Origin of the sequence: Pontibacter mangrovi (genome assembly GCF_006385705.1) — a bacterium.
Taxonomy (GTDB): domain Bacteria; phylum Bacteroidota; class Bacteroidia; order Cytophagales; family Hymenobacteraceae; genus Pontibacter; species Pontibacter mangrovi.
In genome coordinates this window covers 311,549-336,440 of sequence record NZ_VFRQ01000003.1, presented here as the reverse complement: position 1 = coordinate 336,440, position 24,892 = coordinate 311,549, and the positions used below count along the sequence as shown (strand labels likewise).

General features: G+C 50.0%; 18 protein-coding genes. 11 read left to right on the top strand and 7 right to left on the bottom strand.

The genetic code is table 11. The annotated features are described in order from the left end of the window. Together FJM65_RS07695 and FJM65_RS07690 are read right to left on the bottom strand one after the other, a co-directional pair. Window positions 1–1,740 (bottom strand): peptidase domain-containing ABC transporter, encoded by a 1,740-nt coding sequence (locus FJM65_RS07695; RefSeq protein WP_239022872.1) that lies wholly within the window; start codon window positions 1,738–1,740, stop codon window positions 1–3. A gap of 3 nt (window positions 1,741–1,743) precedes the next feature. Beyond that, window positions 1,744–2,433 (bottom strand): TetR/AcrR family transcriptional regulator, encoded by a 690-nt coding sequence (locus FJM65_RS07690; protein WP_140620919.1) that lies wholly within the window; start codon window positions 2,431–2,433, stop codon window positions 1,744–1,746. A gap of 310 nt (window positions 2,434–2,743) precedes the next feature. Between FJM65_RS07690 and FJM65_RS07685 the strand changes: the two genes are divergently transcribed. Then, window positions 2,744–4,009, top strand: coding sequence for a DEAD/DEAH box helicase (locus FJM65_RS07685; RefSeq protein ID WP_140620918.1), 1,266 nt, complete (start codon window positions 2,744–2,746; stop codon window positions 4,007–4,009). A 332-nt stretch (window positions 4,010–4,341) separates the two neighbouring features. Next, entirely contained in the window at window positions 4,342–4,569 is a 228-nt protein-coding gene (locus FJM65_RS07680; protein ID WP_140620917.1) for a hypothetical protein, read from the top strand. Between the two features lie 95 nt (window positions 4,570–4,664). Here the strand turns inward: FJM65_RS07680 and FJM65_RS07675 are convergent, their stop codons facing one another. From FJM65_RS07675 to FJM65_RS07665, 3 genes are read right to left on the bottom strand one after another with little or no spacing between them, the layout of a single operon-like run. Beyond that, a complete protein-coding gene (locus tag FJM65_RS07675) occupies window positions 4,665–5,195 on the bottom strand; it encodes a dihydrofolate reductase family protein (protein WP_140620916.1) in 531 nt (176 codons plus the stop codon). A 30-nt stretch (window positions 5,196–5,225) separates the two neighbouring features. Beyond that, the gene (locus FJM65_RS07670) at window positions 5,226–5,594 is read right to left on the bottom strand and encodes a thiol-disulfide oxidoreductase DCC family protein (RefSeq protein ID WP_140620915.1); all 369 of its coding nucleotides are present in this window, start codon (window positions 5,592–5,594) and stop codon (window positions 5,226–5,228) included. Window positions 5,595–5,625: 31 nt separating this feature from the next. Then, window positions 5,626–5,838 carry a YgaP family membrane protein gene (locus FJM65_RS07665; protein ID WP_239022871.1) on the bottom strand — a complete coding sequence of 71 codons (213 nt, stop codon included), beginning with the start codon at window positions 5,836–5,838 and terminating at the stop codon, window positions 5,626–5,628. A 280-nt stretch (window positions 5,839–6,118) separates the two neighbouring features. Here FJM65_RS07665 and FJM65_RS07660 point away from each other — a divergent pair, with 280 nt between their 5' ends. Further along, window positions 6,119–6,493, top strand: coding sequence for a hypothetical protein (locus tag FJM65_RS07660; protein ID WP_140620913.1), 375 nt, complete (start codon window positions 6,119–6,121; stop codon window positions 6,491–6,493). Between the two features lie 22 nt (window positions 6,494–6,515). Here FJM65_RS07660 and FJM65_RS07655 read toward each other — a convergent pair whose 3' ends face one another. Beyond that, the gene (locus tag FJM65_RS07655; RefSeq protein ID WP_140620912.1) at window positions 6,516–6,728 is read right to left on the bottom strand and encodes a hypothetical protein; all 213 of its coding nucleotides are present in this window, start codon (window positions 6,726–6,728) and stop codon (window positions 6,516–6,518) included. 655 nt (window positions 6,729–7,383) lie between these two features. Here FJM65_RS07655 and FJM65_RS07650 point away from each other — a divergent pair. The 7 genes from FJM65_RS07650 (at window position 7,384) to FJM65_RS07620 (ending at window position 22,467) form a co-directional block, all read left to right on the top strand. Further along, the gene (locus tag FJM65_RS07650) at window positions 7,384–10,605 is read left to right on the top strand and encodes a SusC/RagA family TonB-linked outer membrane protein (RefSeq protein WP_140620911.1); all 3,222 of its coding nucleotides are present in this window, start codon (window positions 7,384–7,386) and stop codon (window positions 10,603–10,605) included. Between the two features lie 10 nt (window positions 10,606–10,615). Continuing rightward, window positions 10,616–12,166, top strand: coding sequence for a RagB/SusD family nutrient uptake outer membrane protein (locus tag FJM65_RS07645; protein WP_140620910.1), 1,551 nt, complete (start codon window positions 10,616–10,618; stop codon window positions 12,164–12,166). A 158-nt stretch (window positions 12,167–12,324) separates the two neighbouring features. Beyond that, complete coding sequence (locus tag FJM65_RS07640; protein ID WP_140620909.1) at window positions 12,325–13,998, top strand: amidase; 1,674 nt, start codon at window positions 12,325–12,327, stop codon at window positions 13,996–13,998. Window positions 13,999–14,112: 114 nt separating this feature from the next. Next, the gene (locus FJM65_RS07635; protein ID WP_140620908.1) at window positions 14,113–16,518 is read left to right on the top strand and encodes a prolyl oligopeptidase family serine peptidase; all 2,406 of its coding nucleotides are present in this window, start codon (window positions 14,113–14,115) and stop codon (window positions 16,516–16,518) included. A 430-nt stretch (window positions 16,519–16,948) separates the two neighbouring features. Next, window positions 16,949–20,068 (top strand): SusC/RagA family TonB-linked outer membrane protein, encoded by a 3,120-nt coding sequence (locus tag FJM65_RS07630; protein WP_140620907.1) that lies wholly within the window; start codon window positions 16,949–16,951, stop codon window positions 20,066–20,068. 37 nt (window positions 20,069–20,105) lie between these two features. Further along, on the top strand, window positions 20,106–21,605 hold the full coding sequence (locus tag FJM65_RS07625; protein WP_140620906.1) for a SusD/RagB family nutrient-binding outer membrane lipoprotein: 1,500 nt from the start codon (window positions 20,106–20,108) through the stop codon (window positions 21,603–21,605). Window positions 21,606–21,624: 19 nt separating this feature from the next. After that, the gene (locus FJM65_RS07620; RefSeq protein ID WP_181163666.1) at window positions 21,625–22,467 is read left to right on the top strand and encodes a DUF1735 domain-containing protein; all 843 of its coding nucleotides are present in this window, start codon (window positions 21,625–21,627) and stop codon (window positions 22,465–22,467) included. A gap of 73 nt (window positions 22,468–22,540) precedes the next feature. Here the strand turns inward: FJM65_RS07620 and FJM65_RS07615 are convergent, their stop codons facing one another. Beyond that, on the bottom strand, window positions 22,541–23,344 hold the full coding sequence (locus FJM65_RS07615; protein ID WP_140620904.1) for a phosphatase PAP2 family protein: 804 nt from the start codon (window positions 23,342–23,344) through the stop codon (window positions 22,541–22,543). A gap of 214 nt (window positions 23,345–23,558) precedes the next feature. On the opposite strand from FJM65_RS07615, the gene metK reads away from it, so the two are divergent. Next, on the top strand, window positions 23,559–24,863 hold the full coding sequence (metK, locus tag FJM65_RS07610; protein ID WP_140620903.1) for a methionine adenosyltransferase: 1,305 nt from the start codon (window positions 23,559–23,561) through the stop codon (window positions 24,861–24,863). The last annotated feature ends 29 nt before the right edge of the window (window positions 24,864–24,892 follow it).

Here is a 24,892-nt window from a genome sequence, read left to right as displayed (position 1 = left end):
TTAGCTGATTACGTCGGTTAACTCCTGCAGAACACCCATTTCCTTTATCTCCTCATAGCTGCCGTTGGCTACCAAGCGGCCGTCCTGCAGCAGGAGCGTGCGGTCGCACAGGCGCATCACCTCTCTGTCGTTAGATACGATGATCATGGTCCAGTCGAACTGCGGGCTGGTGAGCAGGCGCAGGAGCTCCATCTTATCTTTCTTGGCCATGCCTGCCCAGAAATTATCCACGATCAGGAGCTTGGGGCGCTGCACCAGGCTGCGGGCCAGCACTATTTTGCGCGCCACGCTGCCAGGCAGGCGCATACTGCCGCCGGTAAGGTAGGCGTGGAGGCCATCGGGCAATGAGTGCACAAACGGCGTAAGGCCGGTAACCTCCACAGCCCAAAGTATGTCCTGCATCGGCAGTTGGCGGCCTAGGGTGATGTTTTCTATCAGGGTGCCGTCAAACACCTGCTCCTTGCTGATGTTGTCGCCGATAAGGCTGCGCAGGCTGCCTTTGTGCAGGTCGTGCATGGAGATGCCGTTGAAGCTCAGGGTGCCGCTATAGGAGGGCAGGAGCCCCAGCAGTATACTTATCAGCGTGCTTTTGCCGGAGCTGTTAAAACCTGCCAGGCACACGCGCTGCGACGGTTGTATGGCAAAGGTAAGGTCTTCCAGGGCTACCTTTTTGGTATCCCAGAACTTGTAGCCCAGCTGGCGGGCCTGTAGGCTCAGGCCGCCATTCAGGGGCAGCTCGTCCAGTTTTATGCCTTTCACCTCCTCCACCGGCAGGTCTGTTACCTGGCCTATCTTGTCCAGGCTCGCCATCACGTCGTACACCGTGTCCAGCTTAATAATGATCTTCTCCACGGCCGTCATGATAAGGATGATGATGATTTCGGACGCGACGAACTGACCGATGTTGATTTCCTGCTGCACCACTAGGATACCTCCCAGCACCAGCAACCCGCCCGTAATAAAGGTCTTGAAGCCCACGAAGCTGTAGTACTGCGTCATCAGTACCTTAAAATGCTCGCGGCGCACGTCCAGGTAGCTTTTTACATAGTTGTTGGTGCGCTCCATGGGCAGGTTAGTATGGCCCACCAGCTTAAAGGTGCTCAGCGAGCGCGCCATCTCCTCCAGCCACGCCACCAGCTTATACTTATACTTCGATTCCTTTACACTGGTGTCGATGCCTTTGCCGCCGGTGGCCCAGATGATGAGCACCAGCACCGTTATGAGTAGCAGGCCCAGAAAAATAAAGTATGGGTGGTAGAACGAGAGCAGGATCAGGCCGAAAACGATCTGGATGACCGCCGTGGAAAAGTCCACGAGTATCTTGGCTATCCCTTTTTGCAGGATGGGCACGTCGAAAAAGCGGTTCATGAGCTCCGGCGGGTTGTACTGCAGCAGCGCCTCGGGCTGAAAGCGCGGGATGCGGTAGGCAAACTCGGAGGCGGTGCGGGCAAACAGGCGCTGCTGTATAAACTCCACCAGCCACAGTTGCATCACCTGCAGGCCGCCCACAATCAGCAGGGCCAGCACGATCAGGCTGATCAGCACCACCACTGAGGTCGTAACCTGCCCGCTCGACACAAAGCCCACAATGCTCTGTATGCCCAGCGGAATCATCAGGCTGATGAGGCCGGCGGCCACGGCGTATACATACATATACATGATCTCCCGGCGCTCGATGGAGAGCAGGTTCAGGAAACGCTGCAGGGGCGTCATTTGCTTTTTTGGTTTGGTAGCGTCCATCTTTTAGCGGTAGTTCAGGTGTTGGTCTATGGCGGCAAAAACCATCTGCTTCAGAAAATCCACTGTCTCCGTGTATCGCTCGGCCTGCACATCAGTTAGCGAGGGCAGGTGCTGCGCAAAGAACAGCTGCTGGTGCGCAGCTTCCAGCATGGTGCTCATCAGGGCGTGCGGGTAAGGGAATGCCGGGTTGATCTCGAGCACGAGCAGCGCCAGGTAATGGCAAAAGTGCTTTAGCTCCAGAAAAAAGCCAGCCTTGTTCTCCGCATCCACCTCCTTGGTATGGTATACTTTCGACGACTCAGCCACCACCACGCGGTGCAGCACGCGCTCATCAATGTGTGCCACGGCAGGGTCGTCGGCCTCGCCGGCTTTGGTGATCACCTCTATGGCACGGGCCAGGCGCTCGCGCGGGTCAGCTATGTTCTGCGTCTGGAAGATGACGAGGTAGTGCAGCCAGGCCCAGTACCACGACACCAGGTATACCAGCAGCCTGTGCTTGTTCTCGAAATAGCGGTACACCGAAGCCTCGGTAGAGCCAATCTCGGCGGCTAGCTTTTTAAAGGTGAAGTCTTCAAACCCCAGCCCGTCTATCAGGTTTATACTTTCAGAAACAATTTTTCGGCCCAATTCCGTCGCTTCCGGCTCACGCAGGTACGACTGGTGCTTCAGGTTTATCTGTATGCTGGTGGTCATGGTTTGGGTGTTTTATACTTTGCTGCGGATGCGTTTTTAAACTTTGTAACCGCTTCTCAGGGAAATAGTTTTTAAATGCTTTCATGTATAATAGTATTACTATCAAAAAAGTTTTGGCTTAATTCGGATTTTTGTGAGAGGGGAGAAGCTGCGGGCTAAACGTTGCCTAAACGGAGGCAAAGGGTGGAGCAGGGCAACACCGCTGTGTCGGCATCAGTAATAAGAAAAACCAACAATCAACAATTAACCCTACCTTTGCATCAGGGTTAAGCCGAGCGAGTTGGCGAAGCCAAGTATAAATGCCATTACCATGAAGTTTGAAGATTACCGCATCTCCGACGAGATAAAGAAAAGCCTGAGCAAACTGGGCTTTAAAAAGCCAACCGATATCCAGTTCAAGGCCATCCCGCCGATCATGAAGGGGGAGGACGTGCTGGCCATTGCCCAAACGGGCACGGGCAAGACAGCCGCTTTCGCCATCCCGGTGCTCGACAGGCTGCAGTTTAGCAAGAACCGCAAGCGCGGCGACGGCATTAAGTGCATTGTGATGGTGCCGACGCGGGAGCTGGCGCTGCAGATTACAGAAGTGTTTAATGAGATCGGCCGCGGCACCCGCGTGACCACGTTCTGCGTGTTCGGAGGCGTGGAGCAGGGGCCGCAAATCGCGAAGCTGGAGGATGGCATTGATGTGCTGGTGGCCACGCCGGGCCGCCTGTTCGACCTGGTGAGCCAGGGCCACATCCACCTGCACCGCGTGGAGACGCTGATCCTGGACGAGGCCGACCACATGCTGGACCTGGGCTTTATACACGACATCCGCCAGCTCATCACTAAGCTGCCGCGCCAGCGCCAGACGCTGTTCTTCTCGGCCACCATCAACGAGAAAATAAAGGAGCTGGCCTACTCGCTGGTAAACAAGCCGGTGCGCATCCAGATCTCCCCGAAAGACCCGGTCTCCAAAAACGTGGACCACTCCGTGATGTACGTGGAGATGGAGGATAAGCGCTTTTTCCTGGAGAGGGTGGTGAAGCAGAATCCGGACAAGAAGATACTGGCCTTTGTGCGCACCAAAGTACGCGCCGAGCGTGTGGTGGCGGCCATGGAGCGTGTGGGGATTCAGGCGATAAGTATACACGGCGGCAAAGAGCAGAAAGACCGCCTCGACGTGATGCGCAAGTTTAAGAAAGGCGAGGTGAAGCTGCTGATCGCCACCGACGTGAGCGCCCGCGGCATCGATATACCGAACGTGGAGTATGTGGTGAACTATGATTTGCCGGAGCAGCCCGAAAACTACGTGCACCGCGTGGGTCGTACCGGCCGTGGCACCGAGAAAGGCATTGCCGTGAGTTTCTGCTCCCTGGAGGAGCGGCCTATACTGGAGGAGATTCAGCAGTACCTGACCAAAGACATTAAGGTGCTGGAGGTGGAGAAGGAGGACTACGAGGCCACCCTCGACTTCAGCGCCGATGCCAAGTATGACTGGAAAGCCCTGATTAAAGAGGCGGAGCAGACAGATGAAAAAGTGAAGGCGGCCAAGTCTAAAAAGGCAAAAGCTAAAGCCAAAAAGAAGAAGTAAGACTTGCGAGTGACATACAAAACTGGCCTGTGCAGACCTGTCTCTGCACAGGCCGGTTTTATTGTATTCAGATTTCAGTAGTTTTTCTATAACAGCGGGTGTAGGTTTTAGCGTGAAAGATTATTACTTGCCTGCGAACGGTTGATAGAGGCCCTAAAAGCCCTTGTCGGTAGATTAACTTTGCTGGTAGAATAATTGCATCAAAACCCAAGCCTTAGTTGCACTATGTGGCGCTTTTTTCGTATAATACTATAGATAAAGGCAAATAAATATGTAAAATTTAAAATTGTGTACCTGTGCCTCCGGTGCACAGTTGGAAAGGAGCGAGAGACATGAGACGACATAGGAGAAGGTCTACAGGTGAGATATCAGACACCTGGAACTACACCTTAAGTTCAGTAGACGACAGCATGGGCTTTACAAGGGATTTTACCGACGCTCTGAACCAGGAAATGATGGACGAGGAGCGCATCCTGAGGAAGCACAGGCTGGAAAAAGAGCACAGGCACGACCCTGAGTATCCAAGCTGCAACCTCGACGACAGACCGGCGCTAGTATAGCTATGGTTTGATATGGTGGAAGTATAGGATTGATCACCCAAACATATTGGCGGCCTACCTTGCGTTATAAGAAAACTGCAGGGTAGGCCGCTTTTTTATGGCTTCAGCCTTAGCTGTACAAAGCCGATCGGGTATGTTTTGCTCTCCCGCACTTCTAACTGCCGCTCCGGGGCACCGGTGGCGAACAAAGGGACGCCTGCTCCAAGTATGACCGGCACCGTCGTCAGGATAATTTCATCTATAAGATTGGTCCGCAGCAGCATTGTGTTCAGTTTTCCGCCGCCAATAAGCCATATAGCCTGCCCGCTTTGCTGCTTTAACCGCTTCACGAAGGCTGTAGCTTCCTCTTGCGGTATAAAACTTACCTGTGCCGTGTCGGCCTCCGGCGACCTGCTAAAAACATAGTTTGTTTTACCGGAGTAAGGGAAGGGGCCGGCAAAGTTAAGGATGGTTTGATAGGTGTTGTAGCCCATCAGCGTGGTATCTATACTTTGGAGAAAAGTACTGTAACCAAAGTCTTCATCTTGCAAGGTAAACGCTGGCGCTTCCAGCCAATCGGTGCTGCCATCGGTGCGGGCAATATAGCCATCCAGGCTGACGGCAATATAAAGTATAACTTCGCGCATCGTTCCGATAAGTATACAGTACAGCCTTCGTCAGGCATCTTTAAAAACTAGCTTTGTGAGCTTGTAAAAAGCATCACGGTTGTTAGCCACAATGCGGTAGCCAACCTCTGCCAGGCTACCAGCCAGGGGCACACGCTGATAGATCCAGTGCCACACGCTGAAGCCGCTTAGCTGCAGCAGCGCCGCCACTGCCTCCGCCCCATGCAGCCGCTGCTCGTAGGGGGTAATCAGGTAAACGGATTTTTGGAACTGCGCCCGCGACACGCCATGAAAGGGATCGGGCACCTCCTGAAAAGGCACATACGTAATGCGGCTGCCTGTTCTGTGCCGCCACTTGTTTACCCAATACTTGCAGAAGCTGCACGCACCGTCGTATACCAGGATCGGCTTCTTTTCCATACTTCTGCAGGGGCTGATAGTCGAGAAAAAATTATTTATTGCCTCTGGCTGTTTCAGCGCAGGAGCTGTATCCCAGGGCCGCGTTGATGGGGCACCACCGCAGCATACCCGTAAGGATAGGAACCAGGCCAGCGGCAGCCAGCGGCTTTGAATTATAGTAGGCGCCAATACCTATAAGTGCAAGCCCTGCCAGCACGCGCGCCTTCTGCTCTACTAATCCTACATTACATTCCATTGTTTTCATAGTTTAGATCTTTCCTGTTATACTTCTCCGGCATACTTTGGTTAGCCTTTTTAGGGAGCCTCTTTGCTGCCACAATTTAGCCCCTTGTTGCATAACAGTCTGTGGATAATATCCACACATTGTAGAATATTTTAGCAGGTTGTTTATAGAGTATTTGAATTCATTTGCGAATAAAAAGCTTTAAAACGGCGTTTAAAGCGATGTTTTGAGAGTATGTATGGGTTTGGCACGGTTCTTATACAGTATAAATCAGATTATTTGAAATACGACAACTATAACTATGAAAAAAGCGACATTTTTTGCAGCAGCAATAGCCATATTAGGATTTACTTCATTAGAAGCAAATGCACAAACGCAGCAGGGCCAAACGCAAACACAAGGCCAGCAGCAGGGCGAGCAGATGCAAGAGCAGAATGCTAACGAAAACCGCGAAGCGGTAACCCAGGACCAACTACCGGAAGCAGTACAAAACGCCTTGAAGAGCGATGTGTATAAAGATTGGACAGTGGGCGAAATTTATAAAGTAACCCCAACAGAAGGCGCTGCCAACGCGGAGGCGGTTTATGAAATCAAAATGACCAATGCCGAAGGCCAGTCAGGGGTAGTAAGAATGAATGAGAAAGGCGGAGCAGCCGACTCATCTGAAAAAGAATAACTGTGAACGTCATATAGTAAGCTTAAAAAAGCTCCATTTTGTGGAGCTTTTTTTTTTGCCCAAAAGTATGAGTTGGCATTAAAGTGTGGCTGTGCAGTTCGGTATGGGAGATTACCAGCAAATCATAAATGCACAGTCGCCAACGAAAGTTGTATATTTCTGCACTAGCACTATCCCCGCCAGTTCCTTTGTCAGTATCTGCTTGCCATGTTGGGTAGGAGCGCAATTTATTCATATCTGTAAGTATAAACTGTTGTTAGCGGCTCTTCTATATAGTTGGTGAAGCTAACTATAAGGGCTAATATATCTTCTGTTACTTTAGTCACTTGCCGGAACTCCCAGCTTTGGTGTTAGTTTAGGGGCAAGGCACCTCTCTCCATTCCACTCATACTTTTACTCTTCAAAATTTAAGTATAGCGGCAACAGTGCCGGCTTGTAATAACAACAGAAGTAAGTATGAGTCCTGCGGTTTAATGCTAGAAGACTAATATTATAGTGCAAAATATAGTAAGCTTTCTTCGCGTGCGGTGGCAGAAGCCATGGGGCAAAAAGCTTGTACATCAAGGCTGAAATAGCAAGAACCTGGGCAGGTGTTTCTATGTAGGGGAGAATTGTTGCCGGATAATACACTCACAAAGGTGTATTAATGTTTAAACATTTATTGTCTGTTTTCAAGACCTTCAAAATTTATTTTACAGGCTACAAGTATGAGATAAACGCATAATGTGCTGTAGTCCATAAGTTTAAGGATTGGGTGGGGTGGGAGGCGATTTTTATCAAAGATCACTATATAAAGATAATTTTTCTAGGCGTATTTTTAATTAAGGTGAAAATAGTTATGTTTGGATGTAGAACACATTCAAACCAATTATTCACCTTAATTATTTTTTATGAAAAAACTGCTACTACTCAGTTTTATTCTGGTAGTTACGCTGTTGCAGCAGGCAATGGCGCAGGGTAAAACGGTAACAGGTACAGTAACCGACGCAGAGAGCGGGCAAGGATTGCCGGGCGTTACTGTATTGGCAAAAGGTACTCAGGTGGGCACAGCAACCGGTGCCAACGGTAGTTATACCATCAATGTGCCTGAGGGAAGCAACACGCTGGTATTTAGCTTTATTGGCTATACCACCGCGGAGCGTGAAATCGGAAATGCATCAACAGTAAACGTAACGCTGTCTGTAGACCAGAAGCAGCTGGAGGAAGTTGTGGTAGTGGGATACGGAACAGCCACACAGGAATCCTTTACCGGTACTGCTAAAGTTGTTAGCGCCGAGAAATTGGAGAGCAAGAGCGTATCCAACGTTTCGCAGGCATTGGCAGGTGAGGTTGCCGGTGTGCGCGTGATTAACACCAGTGGCCAGCCGGGTACGGAGGCTACTATCCGTATTCGTGGTATTGGCTCTCTTAACGGTAACCGTGATCCGCTATATGTAGTGGACGGTGTGCCATTCTCAGGAAGCCTTAACTCTATCAACCCAGCCGACATTGAGTCTACCACTATTCTGAAAGACGCCGCTGCAACTGCTATCTACGGTTCCAGAGGCGCTAACGGCGTGGTGCTGATCACGACCAAGAGCGGTAGAGGCCAAAAATCTTACATCGAAGTAGACGCTAACCTTGGTACGAACATGGCCTTGCTGCCTCGTTACGATATTATCAAATCGCCGGAGCAATATATCGGCCTGAGCTGGGAAGCGCTTTATAATTATGGAGTAGAAGAAGGGTTTGATGGTGAATCTTATGCTAATGATAATTTGTTCTCCAGCAAAGGTATTTCACCTGGCTATAACCTGTGGAACGTAGCAGACGGAGGGGAGTTGATCGACCCGGCAACAAGAACAGTAAGACCAGGCGTAACAAGAAAGTATGACCCGGAAAATTGGGAAGACTATGGTTTCCAAAATTCAGCTCGCAGAGAGGTGAATGTGAAGTTCGGGGGATCTTCTGACAAAACTAGCTACTACTCTTCTTTCGGTTATCTGGATGACCAGGGCTACCTGATCAACTCTGACTATGAGCGTCTGTCTGCACGCCTGAACGTGAAGCAGGAGATCAACTCCTGGTTGACAGGCGGGGTGAACTTTAACTACGCCCGTTCCGAAACGAACAACAACGGACAAAGCGAAGACTCCGGCAGCATCTTCTGGTTTGTGGATAACATTCCTTCCATCTACCCGCTGTTCATGAGAGACGCGGAAGGAAACCTGATCACTGACCCGATCTTTGGTGGCAATCAATTTGACTATGGTGATAGAAGAGGGTTCTCCCGTGCTTTTGGTGGTTTGACAAACTCAATTGCTGATGCAACTTATGACATCAACAGACAGAAGCGTAACGAACTGAACGGAAGCGCCAACCTGGATTTCACCCTCACAGAAGGCCTTACCTTCGAGAACCGCTTCGGTGCACAGTACTACCACAACAACTACATGAACAGAGGCAACAAGTACTATGGCGGCTCTGCTTCACAAAACGGTAGTATATATCTGCAGCGTACCGAGCTGTTTAACTACAACCTGTTAAACCTGTTGCGCTTTAACAGAACGTTCGGAGACCACAGCCTGGAGGTTATGGCCGCACACGAGGCAACTAACTGGAATCGTAACATCATGTCGGCTTCAGCATATAACTTAGTTGATCCAAATAATTTGGATCTAAATAATGCTGTTGTGAAGAACCCTTCTTCATCTTATACGGATGAGTATGCTCTGGAAAGCTATTTTGCACAGGCTAACTACGATCTGGATAAGAAGTACTTCCTGTCGGCCACTATCCGTAGAGACGGTTCTTCCAGATTCCGTGAAGATAAGTGGGGCACTTTTGGGTCTTTGGGCGCTGCCTGGGTTATTTCTGATGAAGACTTCATGGATAACCTGCCGGTATTCGACTTCCTGAAGCTGAAAGCCAGCTACGGTCTGATTGGTGATCAGGCAGGCGTTGGTTTCTATCCTGGATATGACAAATTTAACGTAGACAACTTGAACGACAACCCGGCCTTCTCTTTTGATTCAAGAGGAAGCTCAGAGTTGACTTGGGAGACATCGAAAATGTTCCAAACAGGATTTGAGTTCGAGATTGGCAGCCGTTTCTCAGGCTCTATCGATTATTATGTGAAGAACACAGATGACCTGATCTTTAACGTAAGACAAGCTCCGTCACTGGGTTATGCTATCCTGACGCAAAACGCTGGAGGCTTGAGAAACAACGGCCTTGAGTTTGATTTTACCGGTGATGTGTTTAAAGGCAAAGACTACCGCCTGAGCCTGAATCTGAACGGTGAAATGTTTAGCAATGAGCTAACAGGCGCACCTATCGACCCAGTAACGGGCGAAGAGAAAGCCATTGACGTTCAGGCACCTTACGGATGGGCAACAGGCCACTCTATCTTCGATTTCTACATGAGAGAGTGGGCCGGTGTTGATCCGCAGGATGGTACCTCTACCTGGAACCTGTACTACAACGACGCCAACGGCAACAATACGGTGGATGATGGCGAGGAAATTGCCAGCATGACGGACTATCTGACCAACAACCCGGATGTAAATGAGTCTGACATCAAGTCAACTACTACAAAGTTGTATTCAAGTGCGACGCAGAAGTATGTTGGTAAGTCTGCTATTCCGGACGTAAGAGGTGCCTTTAACCTGGGTGCTGGTTATAAAGGCTTTGACCTGAACGTGCAGATGCTGTACAGCTTTGGAGGCTACGCTTATGACTATACTTATGCGCAGCTGATGAGCAATACTAACGTAGGTGGTAACAACTGGCATAAAGACATCCTGAACAGATGGCAGAACCCTGGCGACGAAACAGACGTGCCAAGGCTTTCAAATGACCTGGATCAAAACGTTAGCTCACTGTCTACACGCTTTCTGACGAAGGCAAACTACCTGGTGCTAAACAATGTACGCCTGAGCTATACGTTGCCAACCAGCTATACAAGCAAAATTGGCGTAGGCGGACTTTCTGTGTGGATATCGGGAGATAACCTGTGGATCAACACCAAGCGTGATGGCTTCAACCCATCAACTGCAGAGGCAGGAGACTCAGACACATATCGTTACTCTCCGCTTTCTACTGTTACAGCAGGTCTAAGAATCAAAATCTAAGTTTACCGAAATGAAAAAGAATTTATATATAATAGGTGCGCTGGCGTTATCAGTTCTAACCACGAGCTGCAAGGATGATTTCTTGGACACCAAGCCATCACAACAATTGTCTCCAGAGCAAATTAAAACTGCCGCAGAAACTGACCCGTCACTTCTGAAAGGTTTTATGGCCGGTATATATTCGAATATGTACAATACGGGAACAGGTGGTACTACGGGTCACGATGATTTTGGCCAGAAAGGCTACGACATCTATACAGATATGTTGTCGTCAGACATGGTGCTGGCGGGTACAAACTATGGCTGGTATACAACCCTGGCCAGATACCAGGCCACTACCAACTATACGCTGAACGATGCTTACCAGCCTTGGCGCTATTATTATCAGATCATTTTCAGCGCTAATACCCTGATCGAGATCCTGGGTGGTAACGATGCAGTACAAGAAGAGGTGGATAGACAGTACGTAATGGGGCAGGCAAAAGCCATGCGTGCGTACGGATATTTCTACCTGGCCAACCTGTATGCTAAAGGATACGGAACAGGTTCTGAAGCAATACTACCCATTTATACAGATACCACTGTTCCGGCGCAACCACTAAGTACTTCTGCACAAGTATATGAGCAGATTATAAAAGACTTGGAGGAGGCTATTACCCTGTTAGATGGGTTTGAGCGAGGCGCTAAAAATGAAATCAATCAATCTGTAGCTAAAGGTTTGCTTGTGTATGCACTATCTGCCAGAGGCACCACAGAAGACCTGCAGCGCGTTGTAACGCTTACGGATGAGATCATTACAAGTGGTGAGTACGCGATGTTAACTCCAAACCAGGTAGTGGCGCAGTTCGATGCGGACGGTAAAATCACAAACAGAGAAAGCGCAGGCTTTAATGATGTAGCCAGCCCAAGCTGGATGTGGGGCGTAGACCTTACGCTGGACATTAACCTGGATCTGGTATCCTGGTGGGGGCAGGTGGACTTGTTTACCTATAGCTATGCCTGGGCAGGTGACCCTAAAGTGATTGACGCTAGCCTGTACAATGCTATCCCTAGCGATGACTACAGAAAAGGTCAGTTTTACGAGCCTTACGACCTGATGCCTATCAATAAATTCTATGCTCCAGATAGAGTAAAAGGTGGCCAGCGTAACGTAGTAACAGACTATGTGTACATGCGTATTGAGGAGATGGTTCTGCTGAATGCGGAGGCCAACGCCCGCTTAGGTAACGATGCGGAGGCGAAAGCCATGCTGGCCATGCTGATGGAGCAGCGCCGCAGAGAAGTGGCAGGTAGCGAGGCAACAACAGGAGCTGATGCTTATGAAGATTATCTGGCGACGCTGAGTGGCGATGCACTTCTAGATGAAGTTTTCCTGCAGACGCGTATTGAGCTGTGGGGCGAGGGTAAGACCTACCTGGCGCTGAAGAGACTCAAGAAGTCAATCACCAGAGGCGAGAACCACCTGTTCCTGGCTGGCCAAACCTTCGGATGGGAAGATGATGAAATGACCTTCCCGATTCCGCAAGCAGAGCTCCTGAACAACCCGGCTCTGTATCAGTAAAAATAAGTTAAGGATGTGCTGCATCCTTAAAACTATAACAGCAAGAGGCTACCCAACAAGGGTAGCCTCTTTTTTTTTGCGCCAGCTCTAACACTGGGGCAACAGTGCTTTTTAAAGTATAAATTCCTTAACTTAGGAAGCCAAAACCTCTAAACCAGATGAAAAACAAAACCATAGCCCTGTTGGGTGCTGCCTGCTTTGTATCAGGAGCATTTGTTGCCAGGGTAGCAGATAACGAGCTGTCGGTAAGCGTGCTGCAGGAGGCCCAAAAAGTGTTTGGCCTGCACTTCTCAGATGCTCAGCTAGACTCTACGGTGTCTGAACTGGAAGACCTAAAGAAAAGCTATGAGGTGCTCCGCAAGCAGGATTTGCCCAACAGCGTTGCACCGGCGCTGGTATTCAACCCGATTCCGGTAGGCTTTACTTTCGAGACGCAGAAATCAGCTTTTGAGGTAGAGCGACCGCAAGGCGTAAAGCTGCCGAAGAAGCGCGACGAGCTGGCATTTTACACCATACCCCAACTAGCGGAACTGGTGCGAACGCAGCAAATTACCTCCGAGGAGCTAACGAAATTCTACCTCAGTCGCCTGAAGAAGTATGGACCAACCCTAGAGTGCGTAACAACCCTGACAGAAGAGCTGGCGCTGCAACAGGCCAGGCAGGCAGACAAGGAAATAAAGGCCGGCAAGTATAAAGGTATGCTGCACGGCATTCCGTTTGGCGTAAAGGACCTGCTCTCCACCCGCAAGTATAAAACAACCTGGGGCGCCATGCCTTACAAAGACCAGGTGATAGACGAGGATGCTACCGTGGTGCAAAGGCTGCAGGAGGCAGGCGGTGTGCTGATGGCAAAAACAACCTTAGGTGCGCTGGCCATGGGCGATGTATGGTACGGCGGCAAAACCCGTACCCCGTGGGATGTTAACCAAGGCTCCAGCGGTTCATCGGCCGGGTCGGCGGCGGCAGTGGCAGCCGGTCTGCTGCCTTACGCCATCGGTACCGAAACGCTGGGCTCTATCGTGTCGCCGTCTACAGCCTGCGGCACCACCGGCCTCCGCCCCACCTTTGGCCGCGTGAGCCGCCACGGGGCTATGGCCCTGAGCTGGTCCATGGACAAGATCGGGCCCATCGCCCGCTCTGCCGAAGACTGCGCCATTGTGTTTAACGCCATCTATGGCCCGGACGGAAAAGACCAGTCAGTGTATGATGCGCCGTTCAACTACAGCCCAAGTATAAATCCGAAGAAAATGCGCGTTGGGTATTTGAAAGGTGACTTCGCGAAGAAGTATGGCTTCAGGGAAAATGACCAGGCTACATTGGATGCGCTGCAGAAAGCAGGAGTGGAACTGGTACCGATTTCCCTGCCAGACCTGCCTGCCAACGAGCTGGCCATGACCATTTCGGTGGAAGGGGCAGCCGCCTTTGATGAACTGACCCGCAGCGGCCGCGACAGCCTGTTGGTAGCACAGCATAAAAACGCATGGCCCAACACTTTCAGAACAGCACGTTTTATACCTGCCGTAGAGTACTTGCAGGCGCAGCGCGTGCGCTCTCTGCTGGTGCAGCAAATGCAGGAGGCACTGCAGGATGTAGACGTATATATCAGTCCGTCTTTTGCCAGCAATAACCTTGTGATAACCAACCTTACCGGCCACCCGTGCGTGGTGGTGCCAAACGGCTTCCGCGATAACGGTTTGCCAACTACGATTACGTTTATGGGCAAGCTTTTCGGGGAGGCGGAGCTGCTAAGCTTTGCCAGGTTTTACCAAAGTATAACGCCGCACGAGGAGAAGCACCCAAGTATGGATTTCAGCAAAAAGAAGAAGTCCTAAAGTATAAAAAGGCCGCACCCGGGCACCGGCTCTCTAGTGCGGCCTTTTGCTTAATTCGTGTTTATACTTTAATTTGAGGCACATCCTAATCTATCTAAACCTAAAACAGTAAACATGCAACTGAAACAAAAAGCCGTAGCCCTTATGGCTTTGCTGATGCTGGGTGCAGGTAATCTTTATGCGCAAGGCGACAAAATGGAGCTGAGCGTAGAAAAGATCATGCGCGACCCCAAGTGGATCGGCACCTCGCCGAGCAACGTGTTCTGGTCAGAAAACGGAAAGAAAATATACTTCTACTGGAACCCCAACGGCAACCCGCAGGACTCGCTGTACAGCGTGAACGCAGATGGCAAAAACCTGCAAAAAGTACGTGCGCAGGAGCGCCGTAGCCTGCCGTCGCAGCGCGGGGCATACAACCGTGCCGAAACGAAGAAAGTGTACGAGAAGAACGGCGATATCTTTCTGTTGGACATCAAATCAGGCAAAACGCAGCAGGTAACCAACACTGTGGAGCGGGAGAGTAACCCGGGCTTCAATCAGAGTGAGCGGAAAGTAGTTTATATAAAAGACAGCAACCTCTTTGCCTGGGATATAAATAGCGGCCAAACTGCGCAGCTAACCGATTTCAGGAAAGGGCATAAGCCAGCTGAAGAAGGAGAAGACCCGCAGCGCGACTGGCTAAAGGCGCAGCAGCTGGCGCTGTTGCAAATTGTGCGCGATAGAAAAGAAGAGAAGGATGCGGCTGAAAAGCAGGCAAAGCTGGAGGCGCCGGATCGCCCGAAAGAGATTTATGTAGGGGAGAAGATGGTGAACAATGTGACTTTGGGCCCGGACGAGCGTTTTATTACCTATCAGCTCATCTCCAGGCCTAAAAGCGCCAAAGTGGCCAACGTGCCCAACTTCGTAACAGAGTCGGGCTACACCGAAGACATCAGTACCAGAACCAAGGTGGGCGATGCACAGAGCACCTACGAGCTTTTTGTGTACGACACCAGCCGCGACACAGCCTACGCCGTGAAGATGGACGAGGTGGAAGGGATTTATGAACAGCCGGCCTACTTAATGGAGAAAGAGGCCAAGGCTAGCGCCTCGGCTAGTGCCGCTGATAGCAAAACAAAAAAAACGTCGCCCCGCACCACAGTTATCTATGGCCCCTACTGGTCTGATAATGGCAAGCAAGCCGTAGTAGTGGCCCGCTCTGCCGATAACAAAGACCGATGGATATTGAAGCTAGACCCTGCCACAGCAAAGCTGACGCTGCTGGACCGCCAGCGCGACGAAGCCTGGATAAACGGCCCTGGCATTGGCTATGGCCCCGGCGACATTGGCTGGATGCCGGACAACGAGCGCGTGTGGTTCCACTCGGAAGAAAGCGGATACTCGCACCTGTATGCTCTAAACGTGAACAGCGGTAACAAGAAAGCCCTGACAAGTGGTAAGTTTGAGGTGTCGGATGTGCGCATGTCGGACGACAAGAAGTACTTTTATTTTACAGCCAACAAAGTGCACCCGGGCGAGCAGCATTTTTACCGCATGCCGGTAAACGGAGGCGACATGGTGCAGCTCACAAGTATGGCAGGCGCCCACGAAGTGCAGCTTTCTCCGGATGAGAAGCACCTGGCGATCCGTTACTCCTACAGCAACAAGCCTTGGGAGCTGTATGTGATGGACAACAAGAAGGGTGCTAAGGCGAAGCAGGTGACAAGCTCACTCACTGAAGAGTTTAAGTCTTACGACTGGCGCGACCCGGAGGTAATCACCTTTAAGGCAAAAGACGGGGCTGATGTATACGCCCGCCTATACCAGCCCGAGCAGCCGCAGCAAAATGGCCCCGCAGTAATTTTTGTGCATGGTGCCGGCTACCTGCAGAATGCGCACAAATGGTGGAGTACCTACTTCCGGGAGTACATGTTCCACAACTTCCTGGCTGACCAGGGCTACACTGTGCTGGACATTGACTATCGCGGCAGCGCCGGCTATGGCCGCGACGTGCGCACCGGCATCTACCAGTTTATGGGCGGGAAAGACCTGAGCGACCAGGTAGACGGGGCCAATTTTCTGGTGGAGAAGTATAACGTGGACCCAAAGCGTATCGGCATCTACGGCGGGTCGTACGGCGGCTTTATCACCCTGATGGCCATGTTTACGGAGCCGGATGTGTTTGCCGCCGGTGCCGCCCTGCGCTCTGTTACCGATTGGGCGCACTACAACCACGGCTATACCTCCAACATTCTGAATACCCCACAGACCGATAGCACCGCCTATGCCAAAAGCTCCCCTATATACTATGCAGAGGGGTTGAAAGGCGCTTTGCTCATCTGCCACGGTATGGTGGATACCAATGTGCACTTCCAGGATGTGGTGCGCCTGACGCAGCGCCTGATAGAGTTGGGCAAAGACAATTGGGAACTGGCGGTATACCCTGTCGAGGACCACGGCTTCACGGAGCCAGCCAGTTGGACCGATGAGTACAAGCGAATCTTTAAGCTGTTCGAGGAGAACCTAAAACAGAAGAAGTAACTTATACTTTTTCTGCCGGGAAAGCGTGTGGTGCGAAAGCATCACACGCTTTTTTTATGCAGGTAAAATTGGGGTGACACAACATAAGCTGGATGTATGAAAAGTATAAATCATGCCGCTCTTTCTATAGGAAACGGAATGCAGCAGGCTCCTCAAAACACTGTACTTTTCAAGGCAAGGCATGATCTCTGAAGCCTTTTTTCTGAATGTTTTAACATCATTGCTAAAAAATTATAAAAAGTTTTACTGGTTTGTAAATGGCTTATTAATAGATGTTTATATGTAAATAAAAGCCTGTTACAACAAAGAAAATAGCCATTATTGCCGCTGAAGGGGAAAAAAATAAGCTTGATGTGTAAAGTGTTGCAACATTAATATATATTTGAAAGACAACTAAAATCTATTTTACCAACTAGTCTAATCTAACTTTATGAGAAAAGTTCTATTATTTGGTTTGGTGATGTTCCTAACGCTTGTTAGTCAGGCGTGGGCGCAGAATCGGGCCATTTCAGGTAAAGTGACAGACGCAGACAATGGGCAACCATTGCCTGGTGTTGCAGTCATTGCTAAAGGCACTACCGTAGGCACCACTACCGGCCTTGACGGTAGCTACACCATTAACGCTCCGGAGAGCAGCACTACGCTGGTGTTCCGCTTCCTGGGCTACAAAACAATAGAGCGTGCCATCAACGGCGCATCTGTTATTGACGTTACGCTGGGTAGCGACACCGAGCAGCTTTCCGAAGTTGTGGTGACGGCGCTGGGTATCGAGCGTCAGAAAAAAGAGATTGGATACGCTACTACCACCGTAACGGATGAGGTAGTAACACGCGCTAACCCAGTAAACGTGGCAAACGGTCTGCAGGGTAAAGTGGCAGGTATGAACATTACTTCCGTAAACAACGGCGTTTTCGAGAACGTGAAGATCAACCTGCGTGGTATCCGTTCCCTGACAGGTAACAACAACCCGCTGTTAGTTCTGGACGGCGTGCCAGCTGACATCAACTTCCTGTCTTCTATCAACCCGAATGACATCGACAACGTGTCGGTGCTGAAAGGTTCATCTGCAGCTGCTATCTACGGTCCTGACGCCCGTAACGGTGTGATTATCGTTACAACTAAAAAAGGTGCGATCACTGATAAGCCAACTGTAACTGTAAGCCACTCTACACAGCTGCAGCGCATCTCTTTCTTCCCTAAACTGCAGGAGAAATTCGGTTCTGGTGCGCCAGGCGAGTATATCCCTTACGAAAACTGGTCTTGGGGACCTGCCTTTGACGGCACCATGCGCGAACTGGGCCACGAACTGCCAGACGGAACAGTGCAGATGGTGAAGTATAGCCCTACAAACGACAGAAAAGAGTTCTTCGAGACTGGCGTGACTATCCAGAACGATGTATCGTTCGCTGCAAAAGACTTCTACATCAGCTTCCAGGATGCGAACATCAAAGGCATCGTGCCAGATGATAAGAACCGCAGAACCGGTATCCGCCTGAACACTGCCAAAGAGTATGGTAAGTTTAAAGTTGGCTTCAACTCTAACTACATTCAGCAGAACTACAACGTGTTCGACGAAAATGCTATGTCTGACTTCTTTACTGGCCTGGGTACTGGCGGTAACGATGGTCTGATGAGCCAGATCTTCAACACACCAGCTCAGGTTCCGATCACGAGCTACAAAGACATTGACAACAACCCATACGCACAGTACAACACGTACTTCAACGACTACGGCCTAAACCCATACTTCGCGATCGACAACTGGCGCCGTGAAGGTAAGCGTGAAGACCTGTTAACGAACGTTGACTTCAACTTTAAGGCAACTGACTGGTTGAACCTGACTTACAGAGCTGCCTTGAACTCAAGAACAACTACTGATCGCAATATCTCGGAAGGTGAGATGCCAAACCAGTATGGCCTGGACAGATCACTGAACATCATCCCAGGAGCCATCAATGAGTACACTTATAAAGATATTCGTCTTTCTTCAGAGGCTTTCGCTAATGCCAATTACGAGATCAACGAGAACTTTAAAGTAACGGGTATCCTAGGTACTTACGTGCGCCAGAACGACACCCGCTCAAACAACATAGGTGCGCCAAGCCTGGTAGTGCCGGAACTGTATAACGTAGGCAACCGTTCAGGCGAACTGAATGGCGACTCATACTTTGGCCGCACCAGAATGTTCTCTCTGTACGGAAGTGCAGGCTTGAGCTACAAAGGATGGGCTAACGTAGAAGTTACTGGCCGTAACGACAGAGTATCAATGCTGAGCCTGGACAATAACTCATACTTCTATCCAGGCGTGAGCGGCGCGGTTGTTCTGACAGACGCACTTAGCTCACTGCAGGACAGCAACCTGTTGTCTTATCTGAAGCTAAGAGCAGCCTGGAACAAGACAGGTAACGCTTTCATCGATCCATATTTGTTGGCAGCGACTTTCTCTCAGAACAACGGTTTCCCATACGGTGGTGTACCAGGCTACTCGGCTAACAACACGACTTATGACCCTAATCTGGAGCCAGAGTTCATCAACAGCCGTGAGGTTGGTTTCGAGTCAGGCTTCCTGAACGGTAGAATTAACCTGGATGCAACGTATTTCAACCAGGACAACGACAACCAGATCATTAGCATTGCGGTTTCTAACGCAACTGGTTATACACGTGCTTATGTAAATGCAGCCTCTTTCATTAACAGAGGTATGGAGCTGGACCTGCGTTTGACACCACTTGTTGAGCTGGGCGAGGTAGATATTGACTTCAGAGCAAACGCAACTTACAGCGACAGCGAAATTACAAGTGTTTACGAAGGCTTGGATGAGCTGTTCATCGGTGGCTATACTGCCGGTACAGGTAACTACGCCATCGTTGGTCAGCCTGCCTTCATTCTGAAAGCAACTGATTACCTGAGAGACGACCAAGGGCGTGTGATTGTGGATGCCGAGACTGGCTTCCCAACATTGGATCCGAACCTGAAGAATTTTGGTCGTACTTTGCCTAAGTGGATCATTGGCCTGAACCCTTCTGTGAAGTGGAAAGGACTGAACTTCTCTGCTCTGGCTGAGTACAAAGGTGGCCACTACGCATACCATGGTATAGGCCCGGATATGGCTTGGACAGGTGTGTCTGCCGCTACTGCGCGCAACAACCGTGAGCACTTCGTGTTCCCTAACTCTTCTATCGAAGATCCAGAGAATCCAGGTACTTACATCGAAAACACAAACGTGACGGTGAGCAACGTGAATAGCTTCTACACAGGTGTGTTCCAGGACGTAGGCACTAACTTCATCACGAGCGCTTCTCACTGGAGACTGCGTGAGGTGTCGTTGAGCTATGCACTGCCTGAGAACCTGCTGAGCAGAACAGGCTTCATCAAAGGTGCTACCGTAGCGCTTACAGGCCGCAACCTGCTGCTGTGGGTGCCGGAGACAAACGAGTTCCAGGATCCGGACTTTAACTTCGCTACTACTGGCAACACTTCAGGTATAACTACTTCTCAGATCAACCCTCCAACAAGAACTTTCGGAGCTAACGTAACCCTGAGATTCTAGTCAGTAAGAGGTATTAAAATACATTAGATTTAAGAAAATGAAGAAAATCATATATCCTGTTTTGGCGCTGCTGCTGATGACATCAGCCGGTTGCGAAGACAAGTTTTTCGATATAAACCAGAACCCTAATGCTCCGACCGAAGAGTCTATCACCTCGGAGCTGTTGTTGCCAGGCGTATTGCACGCTTCGGCGGCTAAAATGGCGATCTCCTATGACTTTGCAGCGCACTGGCTGGGCAGATGGGCACGTTCAGGTACTTATGGTCAGAGCTTGCCGCTGGAGAACTACGATATCACGACTACTTACCAGCAGGATGAGTGGTCTGGTTGGTACGACATCCTGAAGGACGCAGACCTGATGGAGAAGAAGGCTACAGAGTCTGGTGAGGCTTTTTATGCCGGAACTGCCAAAGTAGTTAAGTCGATCGGCTTTATGTACCTGGTAGACCAGTACAACAATGTGCCATACTCAGAGGCTTTTGACATTGAAGGCCACATCTTGCCTAGCTATGACAAGGGTGAGGACATTTATGATAGCCTGCTGGTAGAGCTGGACGAGGCTGCGGCCCTGTTTGCTTCTGCTGAAGTAACACCAGCCATGGAGACTGCTGACGTAGTATTCGGTGGTGACACTGAAATGTGGCGCAAGCTGGTGAACACGCAGCGTTTGAAGCTGTTGCTTCGTCAGTCTGAAGTATCAGGTTTCGATCCAAGTGCAACGCTTGCCAAGATAGAGGCAGATGGAAGCGGCTTCCTGGAAAGCGGCGAAACTGCGTGGGTAAGCTTAGCTTATGCTCAGAATGAAAATAAGCAGAACCCATACTGGAATGCTTATAAGGAAACGTTCAGCGGTGGATCAGCTGATGACTTCAACAGAGCCAATAACTATGTGCTGAACAAGTTTGTCAACAACGACGACATCCGCTATCAGTACTTCTTTAGCGAAGCCAGAACACCTGTAAATGGTAAGCTCTATGTAGGCTATGACTTTGGTTTGGTTTCTACTGACCCTAATGAGCCAAAGGCTGCCAACTCTTCTGACGTGGCAGGTCCTGGCCTGGTGCAGAGCGCTACAGACCCACAGTGGCTGTTCACTTCTGTAGAGAGCATGTTCCTGCAGGCTGAGGCAACCCAGAGAGGATGGCTGACAGGCAATGCTGAAGAAGCTTATAATGATGCGGTGAGAGAGTCTTTCATGTGGTTGGGTGTAGAGGATGCGGTAGCTACTGCAGACGAGTACCTGGAGCAGGATAAGCCGATCGTTAACTGGTCTGCCGCTTCAGACAAAATCGAGCTGATCGTGATGCAGAAGTACCTGGCATTGGTAGGCATCAACAACTTTGAGGCTTGGGCTGATTACAGAAGATTGGGCGTTCCTGGTGATGTGCCGCTTTCTTTGTCTGAGAGCCGCAATGGAAAAGAGATCCCTAAGCGCCTGATGTACCCACAGACAGAGTACAACTACAACGCTGCAAACGTGAAGAACGAGGGCGCTATTAACCCTCAGACATCAACTGTATTCTGGGATGTTGAATAATTTTAAAGAAATAGAAAAGATGAGATTCACGAAAATATTTGCCCTGGCGCTGTTAGCTGTTGGGCTTACCTCCTGCCTCGAAGATCAGAACATCGAGGACATGGAGTACGGCATGAAAGGCGTAGAGTCTAAAAAGATAATCGAGCTTACGCCAAACCCTGCATTTTTGCTGCCTTACTCTGAAGAAGAGCAGACAGTAGACTTTGTTGCCGTTAGGCTGGCCGCGAAAGACCCGGCTCCTGAGGACATCGTGGTGCAGCTGAGCATTGACAGAAGCGAAGAGCTGATTGCAGAGTATAACGAGAATAAGTCTGCAAGTGCTCCTACTGTAGTAGAGTATCCGGCTGAGCTATATACTTTCGAAGGTTCTGGCCTTACCGTAACCATTCCTAAAGGCAGCCGCGAGGCTATCGTTCCTATCAGAATGAAGTCTTCAGACCTGAATGCTGACCTTACGTATGGCGTAGGTTTCGAGATTGTTAGCGTTAATAAAGAAGGCTATACTATCAGCGGTAACTTTGGTGATCAGGTAGTGAGAATTGGTGCCCAAAATAAGTACCATGGTACTTATACCCACACTTATGACTCATCTCTGGGCTCCGGCGAAAACGATGTACAACTGATCACACTTGGTGCGAATGCAGTAACACTTTCTCCAGGTCTGTTAGGCGTATACTCTAACGCTGTAACTCTTACAATTGATCCTGCTACTTATAAAGTAACAGTTTCTATGACATCGTTGCTGCCAATCGAGACTGATCCGGAAAGCTACTACGATCCGGAAACAGAGACATTCCACCTGAAGTGGACTTCTAACGGTGGTAAGCGATACTTCGAAGAAACATTTACAAAGAAGAACTAATCCTGTTCTGACATAATAAGAAAGGCCGCCCTATAATTAGGGCGGCCTTTTTGCTTTTATACTTACAGGTAGGCTAGAAATTGTACGTCATCAGAGCGCCATTGAAGTATCTGCCAGATACTGGCATCAGGCTGATGTTGCGCTTGTTGTTTTTCTTGTGCAGCTGTGGTACCAGTATGCCCGCGGCAGCTCCTAAGCCATACCCTATCAGGTTATCGCTAAGGAAGTGTTTGCCGGCTTTTAGGCGCAGGTAGCCCACTGTGGCGGGTATGGCTGCGGCAGCTGCCCAAACGTATGGCCTGGCCGGCGAGTCGGGGTTAAAATCATGAAAGATCTTAGCTGCAAAGAAGGTCGCGCTGGCAGTAGCGGCAGTATGGCCTGCATAAAATGCGTTAAGGGCGTTGGCGTCGTTCTTATTGGAGAGCTCTACTTCTTTGCTGTAAGTCAAGGGGCGGGCGCGCTCCACATTGCCGTTGGTCATGGTAAACAGGGCGCCTGTAACGGCCATTGTCTCAACATAGAGCACCAGTACCTGCCCGGTTTTGCTGCGCACGTTGTCGTTCAGGAGCATCAGAAAAGGAGTGGCAAACGAACCATAGAACGGGAAATCGCTTATCTTTTTGGCGTTGTCAGAGTGGTAACCGGCTGAAAAGCGGTCAAAGCTGTTCACATCATCTTTGCTTAACAGCATTATCTCCTCCTCGGTCATAGGCTCTTTGTCTTTCATCAGCTTCAGGCCATAGCCACTCAAGCCCATGCCGGCCACAATTATCGGGGCGTCCACGGCAAAGCTGGTTTTATAGGGAGAGTCGTCTTGCGCAAATGCATTGCCCACCAATAAGGTTAGCAGGCAAATCATCGAAAAAAATCGTTTCATATAGGGTTAATAAGATGCTTTAGAATGTATGAGAAACGCGAGCCTCAGGTAAAAGGTTATGGCAACGAATTGCTATGGTATACGGATAATAAGCAATAGCCAGCCTGTATAGCAAGCTATTGTAGTTTCAAGTATGGCAGAATTGTCTTAGCTTTGTACCCGCTGCCAAAGGGGGCAGCCGGTTTATACTTTGTACCTAAACCCACAGAAAAAAATGCCTTATTTATTTACATCTGAGTCTGTGTCAGAAGGACACCCGGATAAAGTGGCTGATCAGATTTCAGATGCCCTTTTAGACGAATTCCTGAAGCAGGATCCACAGTCTAAAGTGGCTTGTGAGACCTTGGTAACTACCGGCCTGGTAGTGCTGAGCGGAGAAGTGAAAACAGAAGCTTACGTAGATGTGCAGAAGGTCGCCCGCGAAGTGATCAAGCGCATTGGCTATACCAAATCAGAATACATGTTCGATGCGGATGCCTGCGGCGTTATTTCCGCCATCCATGAGCAGTCTGCAGATATTAACCAGGGCGTTGAGCGTGCCAACCCGGAGGACCAGGGCGCCGGCGACCAGGGCATGATGTTCGGTTACGCTACCGACGAAACGGACAACTACATGCCGCTTGCCCTCAGCATCTCGCACCTGTTGCTGCAGGAACTGTCTGCCATCCGCAAGGAAGGCAAAGAGATGACTTACCTGCGCCCGGACGCAAAGTCTCAGGTTACCATTCGGTATAGCGATAACCACGTGCCGGAGAAAATCGACACGATTGTAATCTCTACCCAGCACGATGAGTTTGTAGCCGCCAAAGACGATACCCAGGAAGCCCGAAATGAGGCGGAGCGGCAGATGGTGGATAAGATTAAAGAGGACGTAGACAGAATCCTGATCCCGCGTGTGCTGAAGCAGCTGCCGGAGCGTATTCAGAAGCTGTTTAACTCCGAGATAACTTACCACATCAACCCAACCGGCAAGTTTGTGATAGGCGGCCCACACGGAGACACGGGCCTTACAGGCCGTAAGATCATTGTGGATACTTACGGTGGCAAAGGAGCGCACGGTGGTGGCGCGTTTTCTGGCAAAGATTCCTCTAAAGTAGACCGCTCTGCGGCCTATGCAGCACGGCATATTGCTAAAAACCTGGTTGCGGCCGGTGTAGCAAGCCAGGCGCTGGTGCAGGTGGCTTACGCTATTGGCGTGGCCAAGCCAGTTGGTTTATACGTTACAACGTATGGCTCTACCAAAGTGAAGGGGGCAGATGGCAACGTGATGAGTGACGGTGAGATAGCCGAGCGTGTAAACAAGCTGTTTGATATGCGTCCTTATGCTATTGTGCAGCGTTTTGGTCTGCAAAACCCGATCTTCTCTGAAACAGCCGCTTACGGCCACATGGGTAGAACACCAGGTAAGAAGACTGTAGAAATTGCGCGTAACGGCAGCAAAGAGGTGAAGGATTTTGAGACCTTTACCTGGGAAAAGCTTGATTATGTAGATAAAATTAAAGCTGAGTTTGGCCTTTAAGACCTAAGACCAGATCCAGTAAAAGTATA